At 55.1% G+C, this 17,736-nt stretch carries 16 protein-coding genes; 4 read left to right on the top strand and 12 right to left on the bottom strand.

Features of this window, described 5'->3' with window-relative positions; translation table 11 throughout:
• The first annotated feature begins 1 nt into the window (after position 1).
• The 4 genes from JMJ16_RS41185 to JMJ16_RS41200 all read left to right on the top strand — a co-directional run bounded on the left by JMJ16_RS41185 (position 2) and on the right by JMJ16_RS41200 (position 2,689).
• Positions 2 to 292, top strand: a complete 291-nt coding sequence (locus JMJ16_RS41185; RefSeq protein WP_201390998.1) for a transcriptional regulator — start codon at positions 2 to 4, stop codon at positions 290 to 292.
• A gap of 84 nt (positions 293 to 376) precedes the next feature.
• Entirely contained in the window at positions 377 to 1,210 is an 834-nt protein-coding gene (locus JMJ16_RS41190; RefSeq protein ID WP_201391000.1) for a CPBP family intramembrane glutamic endopeptidase, read from the top strand.
• Between the two features lie 167 nt (positions 1,211 to 1,377).
• Positions 1,378 to 1,842, top strand: a complete 465-nt coding sequence (locus tag JMJ16_RS41195) for a hypothetical protein (RefSeq protein ID WP_201391002.1) — start codon at positions 1,378 to 1,380, stop codon at positions 1,840 to 1,842.
• A gap of 322 nt (positions 1,843 to 2,164) precedes the next feature.
• Positions 2,165 to 2,689, top strand: coding sequence for a DinB family protein (locus JMJ16_RS41200; RefSeq protein ID WP_201391004.1), 525 nt, complete (start codon positions 2,165 to 2,167; stop codon positions 2,687 to 2,689).
• A 337-nt stretch (positions 2,690 to 3,026) separates the two neighbouring features.
• Here JMJ16_RS41200 and JMJ16_RS41205 read toward each other — a convergent pair whose 3' ends face one another.
• The 12 genes from JMJ16_RS41205 to JMJ16_RS41260 all read right to left on the bottom strand — a co-directional run bounded on the left by JMJ16_RS41205 (position 3,027) and on the right by JMJ16_RS41260 (position 17,684).
• Positions 3,027 to 3,797: an SDR family oxidoreductase gene (locus JMJ16_RS41205; RefSeq protein ID WP_201391006.1), complete on the bottom strand. Its 771-nt coding sequence runs from the start codon at positions 3,795 to 3,797 to the stop codon at positions 3,027 to 3,029.
• A 111-nt stretch (positions 3,798 to 3,908) separates the two neighbouring features.
• A complete protein-coding gene (locus JMJ16_RS41210) occupies positions 3,909 to 5,711 on the bottom strand; it encodes an ABC transporter ATP-binding protein (protein ID WP_201391008.1) in 1,803 nt (600 codons plus the stop codon).
• A gap of 87 nt (positions 5,712 to 5,798) precedes the next feature.
• Positions 5,799 to 6,887, bottom strand: coding sequence for an energy-coupling factor transporter transmembrane component T (locus JMJ16_RS41215; protein WP_201391010.1), 1,089 nt, complete (start codon positions 6,885 to 6,887; stop codon positions 5,799 to 5,801).
• Positions 6,888 to 7,129: 242 nt separating this feature from the next.
• Positions 7,130 to 7,747, bottom strand: coding sequence for a GTP cyclohydrolase I (folE, locus tag JMJ16_RS41220; protein WP_201391012.1), 618 nt, complete (start codon positions 7,745 to 7,747; stop codon positions 7,130 to 7,132).
• Between the two features lie 101 nt (positions 7,748 to 7,848).
• Positions 7,849 to 8,649, bottom strand: a complete 801-nt coding sequence (gene queE, locus JMJ16_RS41225) for a 7-carboxy-7-deazaguanine synthase QueE (protein WP_236601918.1) — start codon at positions 8,647 to 8,649, stop codon at positions 7,849 to 7,851.
• Positions 8,650 to 8,655: 6 nt separating this feature from the next.
• Positions 8,656 to 9,111 carry a 6-carboxytetrahydropterin synthase gene (locus JMJ16_RS41230; protein ID WP_201391014.1) on the bottom strand — a complete coding sequence of 152 codons (456 nt, stop codon included), beginning with the start codon at positions 9,109 to 9,111 and terminating at the stop codon, positions 8,656 to 8,658.
• A gap of 88 nt (positions 9,112 to 9,199) precedes the next feature.
• Positions 9,200 to 9,958 carry a 7-cyano-7-deazaguanine synthase QueC gene (gene queC, locus JMJ16_RS41235; protein ID WP_201375708.1) on the bottom strand — a complete coding sequence of 253 codons (759 nt, stop codon included), beginning with the start codon at positions 9,956 to 9,958 and terminating at the stop codon, positions 9,200 to 9,202.
• Between the two features lie 15 nt (positions 9,959 to 9,973).
• Positions 9,974 to 10,417: a preQ(1) synthase gene (gene queF / locus JMJ16_RS41240; RefSeq protein WP_007919807.1), complete on the bottom strand. Its 444-nt coding sequence runs from the start codon at positions 10,415 to 10,417 to the stop codon at positions 9,974 to 9,976.
• 566 nt (positions 10,418 to 10,983) lie between these two features.
• Complete coding sequence (locus tag JMJ16_RS41245) at positions 10,984 to 11,430, bottom strand: hypothetical protein (RefSeq protein ID WP_201391016.1); 447 nt, start codon at positions 11,428 to 11,430, stop codon at positions 10,984 to 10,986.
• A gap of 188 nt (positions 11,431 to 11,618) precedes the next feature.
• A complete protein-coding gene (locus tag JMJ16_RS41250) occupies positions 11,619 to 12,578 on the bottom strand; it encodes a tetratricopeptide repeat protein (protein ID WP_201392321.1) in 960 nt (319 codons plus the stop codon).
• A 106-nt stretch (positions 12,579 to 12,684) separates the two neighbouring features.
• On the bottom strand, positions 12,685 to 15,687 hold the full coding sequence (locus tag JMJ16_RS41255) for a LuxR C-terminal-related transcriptional regulator (protein WP_201391018.1): 3,003 nt from the start codon (positions 15,685 to 15,687) through the stop codon (positions 12,685 to 12,687).
• A 77-nt stretch (positions 15,688 to 15,764) separates the two neighbouring features.
• Positions 15,765 to 17,684 (bottom strand): PP2C family serine/threonine-protein phosphatase, encoded by a 1,920-nt coding sequence (locus tag JMJ16_RS41260; protein WP_201391020.1) that lies wholly within the window; start codon positions 17,682 to 17,684, stop codon positions 15,765 to 15,767.
• Between the last annotated feature and the right edge of the window lie 52 nt (positions 17,685 to 17,736).

The raw sequence follows: 17,736 nt of genomic DNA on the forward strand, positions 1-17,736 counted from the left end.
TATGGCGGCACTCAATGAGCTTATTCATCAGCCTGTACGCCTGCGTATCATGGCGATGCTGGCTGCGCTTCCCGAAGGTGTACAGGTTACGTTTAACATGCTGAAGAAGCAGCTTGAGCTTACGGATGGGAATCTGGGCGCGCATCTGCAAAAGTTGGAGGAGGCCGGGTATGTGGCTGTTACCAAAACCTTCGTGCAGAAAAAGCCACATACCTACGTGGAGATTACCCCTCAAGGACGTAAGGCGTTTGAAGAGCATCGCACAGCTCTTCGCGAGATCCTGGAGAGTTAGCCCGTCCAACGAGCTATCTGCGTATAAAGAGTAAGTTTATTCTTTTTAACTAGAATCATACGTTTGTCTGGAGGAGTAGACATCATGGCAAAAGCTTCCACCTACTCAACGGCTGAGGAACGCATTGTAATTGACCTTAATACTTGCGTTGTGGTGCAAGAGCGTATTCAGGCTGGTAGAGTTGGCTGGATCTGGCCGCTAATTATGGCCTTTATCCGTTTCCCTCTTGCCCTGCTGGGTGCTGTCTTGACCTTCCTTTTCTTTACACTACAAGGCAATCCCCATGCCTTTGCATTGAGTTTTGTTACCTCTACTTTTTACTTTACCTTTGTCAATCTCATAAGCTTGGCGCTGCTCATATGGCTGGCTCGTCGTGAAGGGCTACGCCTGCGCGATCTAATGGGGTTCAAGCATAATCGATTCGGTAAAGATGCATTGTTGGGACTACTCTGGGTGTTGGTCCTTTATATCCCTTTTACTATTGGCGTGCTACTTGTCCCGTTTCTCTTTTATGGTGGTGATGCTTTCAACCACTATGCGCAGGTTTTTAGTGTCGCGGACACCGGATTCTCTCTACCTCTCTGGTTTGCTCTCTGGGCAGCATTCGTTTTTCCTACACTCAATGCCCCCATTGAAGAGATGCATTATCGCGGGTATGCGCAGATACGCCTGAGCGCTCTCAGCAATAAGACGTGGGTGGGTATACTCGTTCCGACGGTGGGATTTGCACTTCAGCATGTTGTGTTTGCGCCAACCGTTGTTGGAGCAATAGTGTACCTGGTCAGCTTCTTCTGTTGGGGTATGGGCGCAGCCCTGATCTACCAGAGGCAGAAGCGCCTTCCATCCCTGGTTATTGCTCACTTTATTACCAATCTCTTCTTTGGTCTGGTGCCACTTGCTAGCATTTTCTGGCACTAGCAGGCTTGGACAACCTGCTTTTATGATTAAGATGACTAACCCGGCGCGTACAGCCTGTACGCGCTGTCTCCCATATTTGACGATAGACTCATCCTTGCGTCTATAATTGCTAGAAAGCAAGCGCTAGAGCTTATAAGGCTAGCGCGCAAGGCAAGGAGGTCCCCTTTATGGAAGAGCCACACGCAGAGGCAGACGAACCACATATAAAAATCGTGCGCCCATCGAGCCGGCGCAAATTCCTCACAGCTATTTTAGGCAGCAGCATCATTCTGGGCCTGGGCAGCCCGGCCCTCATGCACCTGGCCCAGAACGTAAAAGTCGCTTTTAATACGAAGGGTGCTCCCCCCAATTTTGATGACGATTTCGAGACAACGGGTGCTTTCAAACGCGAGGTCTATGAACTCTGTGATGGGGAAAATATTATTTGCTGGCTCGCGGCTTCCTTCCTTGAGAAGGATAGCTTACTCCGTTCTGGTAGAGTAGCATTCTCAGAATGGGATACTCAGACTGAGCCGCTTGCGCCTCTCATTGTGGCAAAGACGGGCCTGCCCTTATATGACTTGCGTCTGCCTGCGCACAAACGCGCCAGCCAGCTACGCGAACGCGCAATGTCATCGGCCAGGCGGGGATAGACATGTCCAGCAGTGACGCAAAGAATCACACGCAATATAAGGTGGTAATTGCCTTAAAGAGTGAGCACTTGCCCTGAAGGGTGAGTAGCTCAACCATTGACTGTCTGAGAAACCTCTCTTAGCGCGTGGATGAGTGTGCTCGGCATTGGTAAATTCGGATGGTCAGCGTGCCACTGTTTGCGCCAGTTCACGTAGGAAGAGGGACGAGTGGTTCGGCAAAGAGCAAGATTGAAGAAGTTTTGGCCCCTCCTCTATGCTATGATACTCACATATGATGCTCTCGTTCATAAGAGCACATCATTGGAACAAGGAGCAGACAGCTATGACAGAACAGGTATCTCCCCTCGTCACGTTTTACAAACACGGTTGGGAGAACTACCAGCAGGCCCTTGTCAAAACGATCGCATCGCTTTCCTCCGAACAACTTGCCCTCCCTATCGCAGCACATTCCCGCTCGATAGGCGAGCTTCTCGACCATATGATCGGTGCGCGCTTCAACTGGTTCCACCTGTGGATGGGTGAAGGAGATCCCGACCTCGATTGGAACGATGGCGAGGAGAATGACGAGCCAGCTGTGTACAAGGCAGCTTCACTGGTCGCCATATTTGAGAAGAGCTGGCACGTGATCTCCTCCGGCCTGGACCGCTGGACTTCCGCTGATCTGGAACAGCTTTTTTCACCCCCGGCCTCCCACCAGGCATGGCTACGGGATCAAGGGCTGGAAGAAGAGCCTGCGCACATCCGGCAGTGGATTGTCTGGCATGTCATGGAGCATGAGATCCATCACGGAGGCGAGCTTTCCCTGGCATTGGGAACCTATGGCCTGGAAAGTTTCTATACCTGGTAAGCATCAAAAATATCATTCTGCCTTGAATTTACAATCGTCGCGTTCTAGAAGTAGCCACCAGAGAGGTTTTTCAGACAATCAATGGTTGAGCTGCTCGCTCTTCAGGGCAAATGCTCACCCTTGAGGTCAAAAAGTACTCACTTCCCATACGCATTACCATAAGGCCCACCGCTCATGCAGAAGGGTGCTTCTAAAGGGCACGCCTACCAGGCCCCTCCTGCTGATCGGCTACGTTCCATGGCGGAGAAACGCCACGCCCAGCAGGGAAAACAAGGTAGATGCGCCGTTTACAAGCACATCCTTGTTTTCCTGCATGGGCGTGGGGATCAAGCAATTATTAGAGGGCGCCGGTGTTGCGCATGAGGCCGCCGTCGATGACGAAGGTGGAGCCGGTGACGTACTCGGCGGCGCCGGAGGCCAGGTAGAGCGCGAGATGCGCGACCTCCTCGGGCTGGCCCATGCGATGCAGGGGAATCTCGTCGATCAGGGGCTTGTATTTGTTGGGATCAGACTTTACGTCGGCGTCGATGGGGGTATCTATGGCGCCTGGTGCTATGTTGTTAACAGTAATGTTGTGCTTGGCTAGCTCCAGGCAGATGGTGCGCATCATCATGCGCATCCCGCCCTTGGCGCAGCAGTAGGGGACGTTCTCGGGCATGGGCAGGTCCTCATGCACCGATGAGATGTTAATGATCTGGCCCCGTATATTCTGTTTGACCATCTCGCGCGCCGCCGCCTGGGCGCAGAAGAAGGCCCCCTTGAGGTTGGTATCGACGACGCGGTCAAATTGCTCTTCGTTGACGTCCAGGAAGGGGCTGTGAATTTCCATGCCCGCGTTATTGACCAGGATATCCAGGCGCCCAAACTGCTTGACGGCGCGTTGCGCCAGCCCCTGGGCCTGCTGGTACTGTGAGATATCCGCCTGTTGCACAAAGCAGGTTCCGCCCTGCTGCTCAATCATGTTCCTGACTTCGCTGGCCTTCTGCTCATTGTGCGCGTAGTTAACAACGACCGAGGCACCCTCCCGGGCGAATAAGAGCGCGATGGCCCTCCCAATGCCGCTATCGGCGCCCGTGACAAGCGCGACCTTTCGCTCCAGTAATCCCATGCTCTTCTGTATCCTTTCTCGCGAGTATATTCTGCTGTAAAAGATGTTCAATGCCGTGATTGTTCACCTACAACACGTATGGCGAGCAAGAGTGGATACGCTAGGGCGGGCTTACCCATCCATGCCATAAGTAGGTGCATACCCCGTGTCCTTTAGGGTAGACAAGAGCGCGACCGCTTGCTCGACGGTGATAAAGTGGGGCCGGCGCGAGTCATACTGTTGCAGGCGGGTGGAGAGCATGGCCGAGATTGGGGCGCGCAAACCTGTGACTTGCAGGGCCTCTTCTTCGCTGAAAAGCTGGAGTGGGGTGCCACTAAAGACGACCTGCCCATCGCGGAAGGAGACCACGCGCTGGCAATGCTCCGCCACTAGCGTCATATCGTGCGTGATGATCAGGATAGTTTTTCCTTGCTGCTGGAGGGCGCGCAGTAGTTGCATGATGCTGTTGATCGAGTGGTAATCCTGGCCCGTGGTTGGCTCGTCGACAATAAGGATATCAGGCCCCATGGCGAGCACGGCGGCGACGGCCAGGCGCTGGCGCTGCCCTTTGCTCAGGAAGAGTGGGTCCTCGTCGGCGTAATCGACCAGATCTACAGCCTCCAGTGTCTCGCTCACTTTGGTCTTACGCTCATCAGCCGAGAGTCCCAGGTTCTTCAGGCCATATTCGATCTCATCGCTCACTTTGCGACAGAAGAGCTGGTGATCAGGATTCTGGAAGACGTAGCCGACATAGGAGGGTAGACGTTTACGCATACGTTTATTCGCCAGGTCTTGCCCAAGGACCTGCACGCGCCCCGAACTGGCGCGGTAGATGCCCGCCAGGATCTTGGCGAAGGTCGTCTTTCCGCTCCCATTGGGACCCAGCAGGGCCAGCATCTCGCCGCGTCGCAAGCTCAGATCGATGCTTTTGAGCGCGATGGTGCCATCCTCGTAGCTATACCCCACTTGCTCAGCGCAGACAACTGGCTCTCCTGGCTCCTCCTCAACCACGCCAGGCGCAGAGCTATGGGCATCGCCGGGCGTCAAGAGGGGGACGAAGGCCTCTTCCGCCTCATCAAGCGTGAGCGGAGGACGACCCTGGAAGGTACAACCGCTCTCCCAGGAGATGCGTGTTAGCTCACCAACTGAGGCCCCGTAACACTCCAGAACATCCCGGCGCGCGTAAAACTCTCCTGGCGGCGCGACCAGTTCTATGCGCCCACCATGGAGCAGGGCAATGCGGTCGCAGAAGGCGCTCAAAATCTCGGGGTCCTGCTCTACCAGGATCACAGTTATCCTATAGTCATGGCGTAAACGAGCGATGGTTTCGATGACCTCGCGTTTGCCCACGGGATCGAGATCGCTGGTTGGCTCATCGAGGATCAAGATCTGGGGGCGCATGGCGAGGAAGGCGGCGATGGCTACGCGCTGTTTCTGCCCGCCCGAGAGGTCTGCGGGATGGGTATAAAACGCGCCGTGCCAGAGCCGCTCCAGGCCAACCCATGCCAGGGCCTCGTGGGCGCGCTGAAGTATCTCTTCCCTGGGTATATCTTGCAGTTGCAGGCCGATGCCCAGCTCATGCAGCAGGCTCATGCGCAGGAACTGGTTCTCGGGGTCTTGCATGATCATGCCCACCTTGTGGCTGGTGGCGGTCTTCGAGGTAATAGGCTCGCCGAGTAGCTCAAGGCTGCCGCGAAAATGTGAGCATAGCTGCTCAGCGCTCAGGCGCGCGCTATAGGGGAGGATGCCCATCAGCATACGGCAGAACGTGGTCTTCCCCGCGCCGCTGGGACCCGTAATGCCGAAGCACTCTCCCGGCTCAATCTGGAGCGCGATATCGCGCAGCGTCCAGGGGTGCGCCTTCTCGCCGGGCTTGCCCTCACCATAGTCTGGATAGCGCCACCACAGGCCAGATACGGAGACCGCGCTCGTCATGTGTCTTTCTCTCTTTCCATGTCTATAATAGGTGTGGTCATGTGGTTGAGGTGTGGCAAAGCCACACCTCAACCACATGACCACACCTTAAACCAATATTGCTGGCCAGAGCAGGGCCGTCAGGTTGAAATGGGTGCCGAAGGAGAGGTAGAACAGGAGCAGGCAGAGAACGATGGCGCTCCAATCCATCACACTCCAGGGCTGGGTCTCATAGAAATCGTTGGTGACCTGGTTGATGCGGTAGCCGCGCGCCATGAGGGCATCACCGATCTCACCTGAGCGGCGGATCATGACCGCGATCAGGGGGACGGAGATGCTAGCCAGGTCGCTGAGCTGACGTAGGAAGCTGCGCGGGCGTGCGTTGATGGCGCGGGCTAGTTGCGCCTGGTGGATGGTCTGGTAGTCGACTAGGGCCAGGTCGAGCGCGCGAAAGACGGTACTGATAAAGAAGATCACGGGCTGGGGCACACGTAACTGGCGCAGGGCACCAATCAGCTCCGCGTCGCGGCTGGAGACCACGAGGGCGATGGTTGAGAAGATCAGTCCAGAGTAGCCAATGACCTTCGTCAGCGCGATTAGCAGGCCGTGATCGCTGACCAGGAGCGTCAGGGGATGGAAGAAAGGGACCTGCGCGAAGGTCCAGGTGGGTAGCGCCAGGAAGTGTGAGCTAATAAAGGTGAAGAGAGCCGCCAGCACCAGGCCCAATATGACCTTGCGTGTCCAGAGGAAATAGCCCAGCGTCAGTCCCAGCCAGAGCAGGAACCAGGTCGAGATGCCCAGGTCGAGATGCCCGCTATACACTGGCGCCTCTAGCAGCGTAACGTGTCCCAACACAGGGTTAAAGATGATCCAGGTCGAGAAGAGGCTGATCAGTGTGGGGATGGTCAGCAGAACATAGATGCGCGCCACGCGGTTATGCATGCCACTGCCCAGGAACATCGCCAGCGAGAGCAGGCTTAGCAGCGCCGCCATCAAAGGGTCAGGCCTGGCCACGTCAATTGCTCGGAGCTGGACAATCGAGATACAGATCACGAGCAGGAAGCGTACCAGCAGGTGGAAGCGAGCGAATGGGGCATTGACGCGCCGTGAGAAGATAAACGAGCGTACATAGCGCCGCCCCGGAGGCACATCCATAAATATGGGGAGCGGTGTGCGCAGGCCTTTGCTGCCCTTCACAATCAAGCCTCCTTCAGCATTTTAAACACATGTATCGATAGCATCAAGTATAGCTGATTTATGCTGAAACTTCATGGTATAGGACCCGGTTGTTAGTTTAGAGGCTCGCAAGATCGCCTCGGAGTATGGGGTGTCTGGGGACGGGCTGACGGAGCCAGCCCGTCCCCAGACACCCCATACTCCCTTTGCGCCGCAGGCGGGATGGGGCAAGAATGAGGGAGCCTGGGAAACTCCCTAGATTTTTATTCAATCAGGCGTAAGAATTCGAGGCGGGCCTCGCTCTCGCTGCGGAAGACGCCGCGCATGACCGAGGAGGTCATCACACCGGGTGTGCGGATGCCACGCGCTGTCATACACATATGCTCGCCTTTCAGCACCACGGCCACATCTGGCGAACCTGTGATGCGCGTAATCTCGTCGGCGATCTCATGACCGATGCGCTCTTGCAGTTGAAGCTTGTGGGCGAACTGGCGCGCGATGCGCGCAAATTTGGAGAGTCCCAGCACCTTGTCGCCCGTGATATAACCAATGGCAACATCGCACCAGAAGGGCATCAGGTGGTGCTCACACATCGAGAAGACGCGCATGCCCGAGACACAGACCATTTGATCGGTCGAGGCCGATGAGAAGCAGGTCTCAGTCGAACCTGGATCATACTCAACGAACTCGCGCCAGGAGTCGGCCCAGCGTCTTGGTGTGTCCAGCAATCCCTCACGGTCCGGGTCCTCTCCAATCGCGATCAGCAGCTCGCGCCCCAGCTCAAGCAGCCTGGGATAATCGACCCTCTTCTGTTCATTGGAAAGTAGTGAATGGAGAGCGGCATGGCCATTCATCTGCTCTTTATTCATATGTGTTGTCATTCTTGCATCCCTCACTTTAAACGAAGCACACCTTGTCCCTCAGTAGCTGCGTATGTAAGTAGTGGGCGCCTGCTACTTACATACGCAGCTACTGATAATACCTACACGCCGCGCTTGTTGCCCCAGAGGAGGGTGTGCAACTGCGGCAGGATCGTGACCTCGTACCATTGGTCCTCGACAACGCGCTGGATCAGCCAGTCCATGCGGCTGAGAATACCGTTGATGTCGATCTCATTCGCTAGGTGCGGCGGTGTATGATTGCCCGCTTGCAGGTAGAGCGGAATATTGGGGTAGCGCTCGGCCACATGTTTGGCGTACTGGTAGTCCTCTTCGTCGAAGATGACGATCTTCAGGCAGATGCCAGGCTGCTTGCCGTCATGACCCTGGCGTGCATAGGAGATACAGCGATCCAGGCGCTCCCAGTTGGTGGGCTGGGGATTCTGCATCCCAGGAGCCTTGGGCGAGAGGGTCAGGTAGTCCAGTTTAGCGAACCAGGGTTGGGCGATGCTGCCCTGGGTCTCGATGGCGAAGGTGTAACCCTCAGCATGTCCCAGGTCAATCAGTTCCTCCAGTGGCTGCATGGCGGGATTCCCGCCGGAGAGCGTCACCAGGATGGGCCTGTTGTGGGCGAGCTCGCGTACCTGGGTGAAGACCTCCTGTGTCGTCATCTGTTGCCACTCGGCGCGATGTTCTGGCAGGACGGCATAGAGGGTATCGCAGCGCTGGCAGCGGTAATCGCAGCCGCCTGTACGCACGAAGACAGTCGGTTTGCCAATCAACGCCCCCTCACCCTGGATAGTGGGTCCAAACGTTTCAGAGATGGACAGCTTCTTCTGCTTGGAGGGCTGCAAGTCAGGCTCAATTTGCGTGGACGCGAGGCTCTCACTGACGATATTGCTCATAAAAATCTACTCCAGGCCGCGCTCAGCGCGGGTAATTTCGGCATAGCCCTTGGCGGTCTCCCACAGGCGCACACGGTAGAGCAACTCCTCGCGCACGCCGCCGCTCACCAGGGCGTCCCAGATCCAGTGGACCAGGTTCTCGGCGGTAGTGCGGATACCCGTGAGCGTGTTGAGGTCGTTGTGATCCATGCCGCCCTTTTCAACTGGTGTGGCTTCGGGTCCGCGTGGCACAGAGTCAGATAGACTCTCGATAATGCAGTGGTTGACGATCTCTTTCAGATCCTCGAAATCCATCACCATGCCATCGCTCGATTCGCCAGGTGCTTCGATGATGGGTCCGCGCAGAGAGACCTCCAGGCGATAGGAATGCCCATGTGGACGCCGGCACTTCCCCCGGTGATTGGGCAGGTGATGCGAGGCTTCAAAATTGAACTCGCGTGTCACGATAGCGTATTTTGGCATAGGTCCCTCCTTACGGGAAACACTGGGTGCAGCGTGGGTGCACCTCCCTGGCTGTCTGAGTGCCCCAATACTGTGCGTGTCTGCGAGATTAAGCGCGCTGGCCAGGGATATTCAGGAACAACTCGGGATCATTGGCGTACTGCGTTGGGTCCTCCACGCCTGCATGCTTAAAGGCCTCATAGCGCTCAACGCAGGTGCCGCAGTGACCGCAGTGTTTATCGCCAAAGCCCTCGCTACCACCCTCGTAGCAACTCCAGGTTAGCTCAAAGGGGACATCCAGGCTGGCGCCGAAGCGGGCAATCTGGGCCTTAGAGAAGCGCATAAAGGGAACCTCGACCGTGACCTGGTCCGAGTCCATGGCGCGATTGAGCATGGTATTAAAGGCGTCGACGAACTCCTGGCGGCAATCGGGATACTGAGCGTAGTCACCATAGTGCGCGGCGAAGGCCACGACGCGCGCGTTCTCGTTCCAGGCCACGGTGGCCGCCTGTAAGAGCATATTCGGATTGCGGTAGGGGACGACCGTCGCCTTCATGCTGTCATCGGTATAGTGTCCATGTGGCATGCTCTGGTCGGGGTTGAGCAGGGCCGAGCCAGAATTGGGTGAGAGGTGTGCGATGGGCAGCGCCACGACCTGGTGCTGGATCTCCAGGTTACTATAGCGCTCGCGCAGCGCGCTGATATAGCGTTCAGCATAGGTTAGCTCTTTGACATGCTTCTGGCCATAATTAAAGGAGAGAAGGTGCAGGTCGAAACCTGCCGCGGCATAATAATGAGACAGCACGCAGCTATCCATGCCGCCGCTTACGATCAAAACTGCGCGCTCTCCGCGTCTCTTAGTGGTCATAGAAATGCTCCTCACTTAGACATACTGTTGATAACGGCGATACTCGGGCCGGGGACCATTATAACCCGACTCCTCGTGCTCGGCAAAGATGATAGTCTTGATGTTGCCGCGAACGGTAAAATCGCCAACCACGCGCATCCAGCGGGGTGAGAGCAGTGTCACCAGGTCATTGAGAATCTCATTAGCGGACGCCTCATGGCTGATCTGGCGCTCGCGATAGCTATTGATATATAGCTTGAGGCTCTTCAACTCCACGACCGAGGGGCCGGGAACATAGTCAATAATGATCGTCGCGAAGTCTGGGAAGCCAGAGCGTGGACAGAGGCAGGTAAACTCGGGAATCTCAAAATGCACTACATACTTGCTCTCTGGATAGGCATTAGGCCACGGCTCCAGGCGGTTCGATTTGATCTCATCGAAGCCATAGCGTCCAGGGACGCGCTGCTGTTCATTCTCCATCTTGTCTTATCTCCTTTATATGTTAATCTCTCTTATTCCTACTTGCCTAATGCGCCAAACCGTAAAGTCTAAATAAGGAAGGCGATACCTACAGAACGCCAGCGTAATCTGTGGGCTCTGTGACGACCGTGACGTTACATATAAGAGGTGGAAACTCAAAACCCTCTACACTGTAGGTATCACTGGCAGAGCCTGGAGGACCCTGTTCGCTATCCCTCACAAAAGATACCATGGAAAGCTGGTCCATAAAGGTCTTTTTTCCGTGACGACAGGCCACACTGCAAGCTAATTTTTCAGCGGCTGCATGTGCTTTTGAGGCGGACGTCCAAGAAAAGCACGAAGTCTATGAACGTGAGAACGCCATGATGTAGAAAGGCTTCTGACCACGCACCGCTTCCCCTATACCTGCCTGCATACAAAGATCAGCATCCCCTGATACAACACCCTCAACCCAACCAACCACTCACTGATAAATGCCGAAAAGTATTATAACATGTTGTGGCCCCCAGGTGTGCCAGTTTGCAAACTGGCACACCTGGGGCCACAACATGTTACGAGAAGGTGTTTTACCTGGAGGCTAGCTGTATGTAGAGGTGGCGGCAGAAGCTGAGGACAAGGTAGGATGCTACGCAGGCCATGAGGATAAAGGCCAGGCTTAGAATGGGTGTGACAAAGGGATGGCTAAACTGAGAGAGGACGCCAAGCACATAGCCGCCCAGCAGTAGCAGATAGGCGCAGACCGCCAGGAGAAAGGCCAGCATGGCGGGGCGGGAAAACCAGGAGCTAAAGGAGGCGTTGCCAACCGCGCGCAGACCGCGCGCGAATAAATATTCCAGGAGGGTAAGGAGACCAGTAAAGCCGAAGGCGAAGATAGAAATCGTGATCCAGGGGGTGACGGCATTGTTGCTAAAACCTATGACAAATAAAATATCGGCGGCGATCATTGCGCCAAACAACGCCAGGCCTAGATACATCCGAATACGCTTACGAAGCAGGCTCTTCTCGTAATCCATGGGAAGTCCTTCTACGCTATATTCCGCGCGACTGTATAGACGGTCATGTATTATCTCGGCATATTACCATATTTCCCTTTCTGATAAAAGCTTCTTCTTATGCGGTTTGCAATCGCGCCTACGGCGCTCAGAGAGCATGATATATAGGTATAGGTGTTGAGCGATCGCTCAACACCTATACCTATATATCATGCTCTCTCAAGCATCTCTAGTTTCTCATTGACCGTTGCAATGGCGAAAGCAATGTTGAGTTGGCGCGCAAGGTTGGCCGCTTTCTCAAAATGCGTGCGTGCTTCGTCGCGTTTTCCCTGCTTGTAGGTGATGTCTCCGTGTGTGACTTGTGCATATACTAGATAGTTCTGGAGCTTCATCTCTCTGGCAAGCTGCTCGGCTTGCTGACAATACTCTAATGCTTGCTCCAGGTTGCCCCGCTCGACATAGACATCGCTTACTAATAATTGAGCCGAGGGCAAGCCTCTTTTGAACCCTATCTCCTCGCGTAGAGCGAGGGACTTCAATGCGTAATTCAAGCTCTGTTCCAGATCTATCGACATGTACAGGCCTGCCAGGTGACGTGTGGCCTCAGAGGCTCCCCAGGCATTGCTCGAGCTTTCGGCAAGCTGTAGCGCGCGCTGATAATATTCTTGAGCCTGTGCATCTTGGTGCTGCCGCTCATAGGTCAGGCCAGTATAGAAGAGGGACTCGGCCAAATTATAAGAGTCATGAAGTTGCTCATAGCGCGTCGATGCCTGTTCACAATATTCACGTGCTTCGCGATAATCGCTCTCGCCTGTTTGCAGGTTATGGTAATACAGTGTTTGACCAATGAGATAGAGCGCGGTGGCGATCCCAGACGCATCTTGCCTGGCCTCTGCTAGCTGCCGTGCCTGCTGTGCTAGCGAATGCATGCGTTCTTCCTCGCTATTAGTCAGGAAGTAGTAATGTATCACGAATTGCCCGTATTTTAACAGGAAGCTTAGTTTATGCTCTGGAGATACTTCTTGGAGCAATAGCCATTGCTCTCCAGCCTGGAAAAGCTGCAAGGCCTCATCAAGGCGACCCTGGAAGGAATATGCATTGGCTATCTCGCTCGTTGCTTGTAGGGAGGTAGCGTAGCGCTCGGAGATAGCTTCTGTAGATAGTGACATATAGGAACCTCATTTCTCATATTTGTGTTCGATCTACTTCCATAGGATAGCGCCTGAAGAGCTAAAGTACATCACCTGAAAGGAGGATTGGGCGTGGGTGATTGCATCAGAGCAGATGCAGAGAACGAGCTTGAGCGATGGCCTGTGTGCGATTATGTGTTCCTAGCTTGCCATAGATGTTTTTCAAGTGAGTCTTGACTGTATTGAGGCCAATAATGAGCGTTTCAGCGATCTCTGCGTTCGAGTGGCCGCTAGCGAGGAGGCGCAGAACCTCCTGCTCGCGCTGGCTTAATTGCTCAGCAAGGAAGGTAGCGCTTACCTGATCAGGTTGAGGAGAATGAGTATTATGAAAAGCTGAGAGCAGGCGATTGAGATAGCCAAGGGAGCAAGACTGTGCTGCTGAGGTGCTTTGTTGGTAGGACTGGCGCAATCGTTTAAGAAGGGATGCCATCTGTGGCCCTTCGTCAATGAAAGTTCGCATATATCTCTGCGGTTCCGCAAGACTGAGCGCCTCTTCCAGGGATGCTAATGCCCGATCAGGTCTTTCTTGTTGCACATAGGCGCGAGCCATGCTCAGGAGAAGGGATAGTTTGAGTCCAGGCCGCCTGGTTTGCTCTGCTCTAGCTTGTAGACGGTGCAAGAGGCGTAGTGCGAGATCCGGCTTATGGAGCTCAATAAAAGCCTGGGCTAGCTGGTGATAGTCATACTCGTAGAAACCATCTAGCTCCGAATCAAGGTCCAATTCCCATTCCTGCGCCCAATCCAGGAGAGGTACAGTATCACCCTGAAGGGCACTCAAGCGTGGGCGGATCAGCTTTAGCCAGGCGATACCACGCGTGAAGTTCGTCTGGCGAGCCAGGTATTCGGCTTCAGTAAAGAGCGACCAGGCTTGCTCATGCTTGCCGCATGCTAGCGTCGTATAGATCAGTCCAACATAACCCAGCAACCAGATCTTTACATCGCCGCCGCGCTGGCCTAATGTAATCCCCTCGCGCAAATAATGTTCGGCAGCTTCAAGATCATTCCATTCATAGAACAGTTCTCCCAGGCCAACATGGAGGAAACCTATGGGTAGCAGATGTTCCTGGTGTGTCTGGAGTGCATATTCAAGACCATCCTCATAGAGCTTGCGAGCCAGGTGCAGCCTGCCTTGGTCCCTGTAAAGCATCGCCAGGGAGCGGAACGCCAACATGGTTGCGCGTAGATTGCCACATTGCTTGCTATGTTCAATCGCTTCACGATAAGCATTTTCGGCTACCTGCGTCTCACCCAGCACTTCACTCGCAGTGCCCAGGCTCAGGACAGCTTCGCCGCGCACTGAATGGTCGTCCTTCGAGAGCCAGCTCAGGGCCTGGCGAGCGAGAGTAACACCGTCTTCTACGCGATTCTGATAGATCGCCACGCGTGCTCGAATAGCGGCAATCTCTCCCCAGAGTAAGCGACGCTCGTCTTCCTCCAGGCAAGTATTCCCAGGGCCATGTTCAGCAGCATGGAGATAACGCTCTATGGAACCAGTATGCGAGGTATGCAGGAGCGTCCAGGCCGCAAAGACGCAGAGATGTGGGCGATCATAAATGACCCCTTCCGGCAGGGCGCGCAGCCACGTTCCTAGCATAATGACCTCGTGTCTCATGAGCACATCCTGCCCCTGTTTCTCTATGAGTTGTGCCGCAAGGGCAAAATCCTGGCCTTGTAAGGCATATGTGATGGCCTCGGCCAGCATATCATTTTGCGCATACCAGTGAGCTGCCCGACCATAAAGCATTGGAATTTGCGCTGGATAGGTCTGTTCCAGGCGATTACGCAGGAAGTCCTTGAAAAGCTGGTGATAGCGGTACCAGAGATGATACTTGTCGAGAGGAGAGAGAAAGAGATTTTCATGCTCCAGTTGCTGCAGGAGATCCTGACTCTGTTTTTGTAAGGTTACTGCATCGCACAGCTCTCCATGGAAGCGCTCCAGAATCGAGGTATGTAAAAGAAAATCACACATCTGCGCGGATTGATGAGACAGGACTTCATTGGCAAGATATTCGAAGATCGCTTGAGGATCTCTCTGAGGAGGGGCCTGCGCATATGTCCTCCTATGTCTAGCACGCAAGGCCTGGGCTGCCAGGGTCAAGCCAGTCGCCCAGCCCTCCATGCGCTCTAGCAGCCTGGAGAAATTTTCGTCAGGCAGGAAGTCGCCGATAAGCGCCTCCAGTAACTCCCTGGTTTCCTGAGCGGTAAAACGAAGATCAGCAAAGTCGAACTCAGCCAGCACTCCACGTGCGCGCAGGCGAGCTACAGGAAGAGGTGGAAGAGAGCGACTGGCCACAACCATGCGCAATTGTTCAGGCATATGCTCTAATAGGAAGGCCACACTTTCATGTATTGGCTGGCTGGTCAGTAGATGATAGTCATCTAAGACAAGCACGATTTCGTTGGGTAAAGTCGCCAGAGCGTTTATCAGGAGGACCAGAAATGGCTCCAGAGTATCAGTCTGTAATGTGGGTAGAAGCGTAAGCAGGTGATTGGCAAAGCCAGGGAAATGTTTTTGTAGAGCAGTGAGTACATAGTCCCAGAAACGGCCTGGATCATTGTCGCTCTCATCTAGCGAGACCCAGGCCACGGGAAAAGATGATTCATATAGCCATGAAGAAAGCAGTGTTGTCTTGCCAGAGCCGGCAGGTCCAGTCACCAGGAGCAGTTTACAGGAGGTATACTCGCGTAATAACGCCGTGAGCCGTGGGCGTGCGATAATTGTGGGGGAGAGCGCAGGGGGAGTTATTTTTGTTGTGAGTAGCATTTGCTGGGCGAGGGGAATCGCATTTTGTCTGGAAAACGTTGGTACCGTGTTCAGTATGTTGGCGATTTCCGTGAGACGTGAGAGGGTTAGCTCCTCGCTTTTGCCTAGGTAGGCATTTCGCAGCGAGCCATGCTGACGACGATAGACATACCAATACCAACCTGCAGCCCTCTGTTCCTTACGCGCGGTAAAGTTACCACTCGGCGATGTGAATCTGAAAACGCGGTGCTCCTTAAGCCAACCAAACCAGTCCGGCGAGCCAACGGATATCGCCTGTGTACCATCATGTGTATTGAGTAATCCCTGTTGAACTCTTGCCGTCATGCGGGCCATAGATGCTCACCCCGAAGTCGCACAAAGTTACACAAAACATAGCATGACGCTGAGCATGAGTCAAGATGCTATTCTTCCGTTAGCAGGCAGGTTATGACGACGCTGATGTTGTCGTGGCCGCCGCGAGCCAGGGCTGCCTGGATGAGTAGGGAGCTGGCGCGCGAGGCATGGGTGCTTGCGCCAGAGAGGATGCGCTCAATCTCGGGATCGCGTATCATCTCCCAGAGACCATCTGAGCACAGCAGCAGTATGTCGCGCTCTTGTAGCTCGACTTTGAAGTAGTCGAACTCGACTGACGCGTGCTCGCCCAGGCAGCGATAGATCTGATTGCGCTTGGGATGGGTATACACTTCGTGTGGCTCTATCAGCCCTTTCTCGACCAGGCGCGCTACGACCGAGTGGTCGCGGGTAATCTGCAATAGACCTTCAGAGGGGCGGTAGCGATAGGTGCGGCTATCACCGACGTTGATAACGTGGGCCATGGTGCCGACGACCAGGGCCGCAGTCAGAGTGGTGCCCATCATATGTTCTTTCTGGCGATTGCGCTGGTAGAGCGTAAGATTGGCGCGATGTGTCGCGTCTTTGATGATGCCGCCGAAGGATTCCTCAAGCTCCGCTTCGCGCAGCAAAGTTGGCGAGACGATATCGCTGATAATCTGGATGGCCAAGCGGCTGGCCTCCTGTCCATCGGCATGACCTCCCATTCCATCCGCGACGACAAAGAGTCCCACGGGTTCGGGACCAGACGATCCTGGACGAATGCCCTGCATGGCAAAGATGTTGTCTTCGTTGGGCGCGTCTTTACGTACGAGGCCAGGGTCCAGACCCATGCCTACGCTCAGGCGATACTGTGGCTTACTACTAACCTCCTGGGGAAGTATCTCTTCATCTGCGTATTCTTCCTTCTCCTCAGCCCGGACAGGGCGCGTGTCATACTCCTCGATGTCGTCTGAGATTGGCGCGATACTGGCCTGGCTGATACTATTTACTGTGCCAGTGGCACGCGCACGCTGGCGTGCGGCCAGCTCTATCGGTGCCGCCTGCTGTGCGCGTACTGGCTGCGGCGTGTCATTGACAGCCTGGGGCAGGGGCGCGTGCTTCTCTATACCTGTGGCGAACTGGAAGCCGTACCCTGTATAGGATTGCCCTGAAGGTGGCGCTGACGACCCGGATTTGATCGCTGGATAGGCTGTGCCTGGCCAATCTGGCACTGGCGTTTCTGCTGGGGCCTGCCTGACTACCGGGCGCGCAGGGATGATAGCAGGTGTGGAGGAACCAAAGGCCTGCGCCTGCGCGCGGCGTGGCTCTTCTAGCTCCTCCCACGTGGCTGAGGTTCTAGCAGCTCGGTTGGCAAGCGGGGCGCGTGCCGAACGTAGTCCCTCAGGCTGAGGCACATCAACCTCCTGCGTGGGTGCCAGGGGCGAGACAGGTTGCGAGGCGCGCAAACGTAGCCCTATAGAGGCTGGCTGAGGCTCCTCCTCTTCGTACTCATCATCTTCTATGTCCTCATACATATTATTGGCGGTGACGCGAGCTGCTTGCGCTATATGGGGCCTGCGCGAGGCACGCGGTATGGCGGGGGCTGCTGCGCGCTCTGGCTGTGTGTACTCGTTATCCAGCACCTCTTCAAGGAGTTCCTCAGACAGGGCATCGGCTTCGGCCAGCTCGCGGGCGAAGCGCTGTTCTTCATAACGCTCACGCCACTGGTGAAAGAGCAGGCGTAGCGTCACTGTGAGCAATATCATCCACAGGATGAGGAGCGAGAGCGAGAGCAGGAGCAGGCCTGTAAAGGGGATCAGCATGGCTGGTCCCTGGGCCCGCCATAGCTCAGGAAGGCGTGGCAAAAGCGAGGCCAGGAAGCGCCAGGCCCAGGGAGGGAAGCCACCAGACAGCGTGTAGAGCAGGATGGCACACAGCAGTAAGCAGCCATAGACCACTACCCGCACCGCCACCTGAGTTTGATAGAGTTGTTTTAGTTCTTGCTGCATAGGTCCGCTCTTTCTCGCGCCTGTGGCGCTTGCTGTTGAAATTTTCTATCAC

It is taken from the genome of Ktedonobacter sp. SOSP1-52, assembly GCF_016587395.1.

Bases quoted from the DNA above. Each gene is read 5' to 3' on its own strand.
- queE (WP_236601918.1), bottom strand. From the start codon at position 8,649: ATGAGCAATATCGTCAGTGAGAGCCTCGCGTCCACGCAAATTGAGCCT.
- JMJ16_RS41195 (WP_201391002.1), top strand. From the start codon at position 1,378: ATGGAAGAGCCACACGCAGAGGCAGACGAACCACATATAAAAATCGTG.
- queC (WP_201375708.1), bottom strand. From the start codon at position 9,958: ATGACCACTAAGAGACGCGGAGAGCGCGCAGTTTTGATCGTAAGCGGC.
- folE (WP_201391012.1), bottom strand. From the start codon at position 7,747: ATGACAACACATATGAATAAAGAGCAGATGAATGGCCATGCCGCTCTC.
- JMJ16_RS41190 (WP_201391000.1), top strand. From the start codon at position 377: ATGGCAAAAGCTTCCACCTACTCAACGGCTGAGGAACGCATTGTAATT.
- queF (WP_007919807.1), bottom strand. From the start codon at position 10,417: ATGGAGAATGAACAGCAGCGCGTCCCTGGACGCTATGGCTTCGATGAG.
- JMJ16_RS41245 (WP_201391016.1), bottom strand. From the start codon at position 11,430: ATGGATTACGAGAAGAGCCTGCTTCGTAAGCGTATTCGGATGTATCTA.
- JMJ16_RS41200 (WP_201391004.1), top strand. From the start codon at position 2,165: ATGACAGAACAGGTATCTCCCCTCGTCACGTTTTACAAACACGGTTGG.
- JMJ16_RS41260 (WP_201391020.1), bottom strand. From the start codon at position 17,684: ATGCAGCAAGAACTAAAACAACTCTATCAAACTCAGGTGGCGGTGCGG.
- JMJ16_RS41230 (WP_201391014.1), bottom strand. From the start codon at position 9,111: ATGCCAAAATACGCTATCGTGACACGCGAGTTCAATTTTGAAGCCTCG.
- JMJ16_RS41250 (WP_201392321.1), bottom strand. From the start codon at position 12,578: ATGTCACTATCTACAGAAGCTATCTCCGAGCGCTACGCTACCTCCCTA.
- JMJ16_RS41185 (WP_201390998.1), top strand. From the start codon at position 2: ATGGCGGCACTCAATGAGCTTATTCATCAGCCTGTACGCCTGCGTATC.
- JMJ16_RS41255 (WP_201391018.1), bottom strand. From the start codon at position 15,687: ATGACGGCAAGAGTTCAACAGGGATTACTCAATACACATGATGGTACA.
- JMJ16_RS41205 (WP_201391006.1), bottom strand. From the start codon at position 3,797: ATGGGATTACTGGAGCGAAAGGTCGCGCTTGTCACGGGCGCCGATAGC.
- JMJ16_RS41210 (WP_201391008.1), bottom strand. From the start codon at position 5,711: ATGACGAGCGCGGTCTCCGTATCTGGCCTGTGGTGGCGCTATCCAGAC.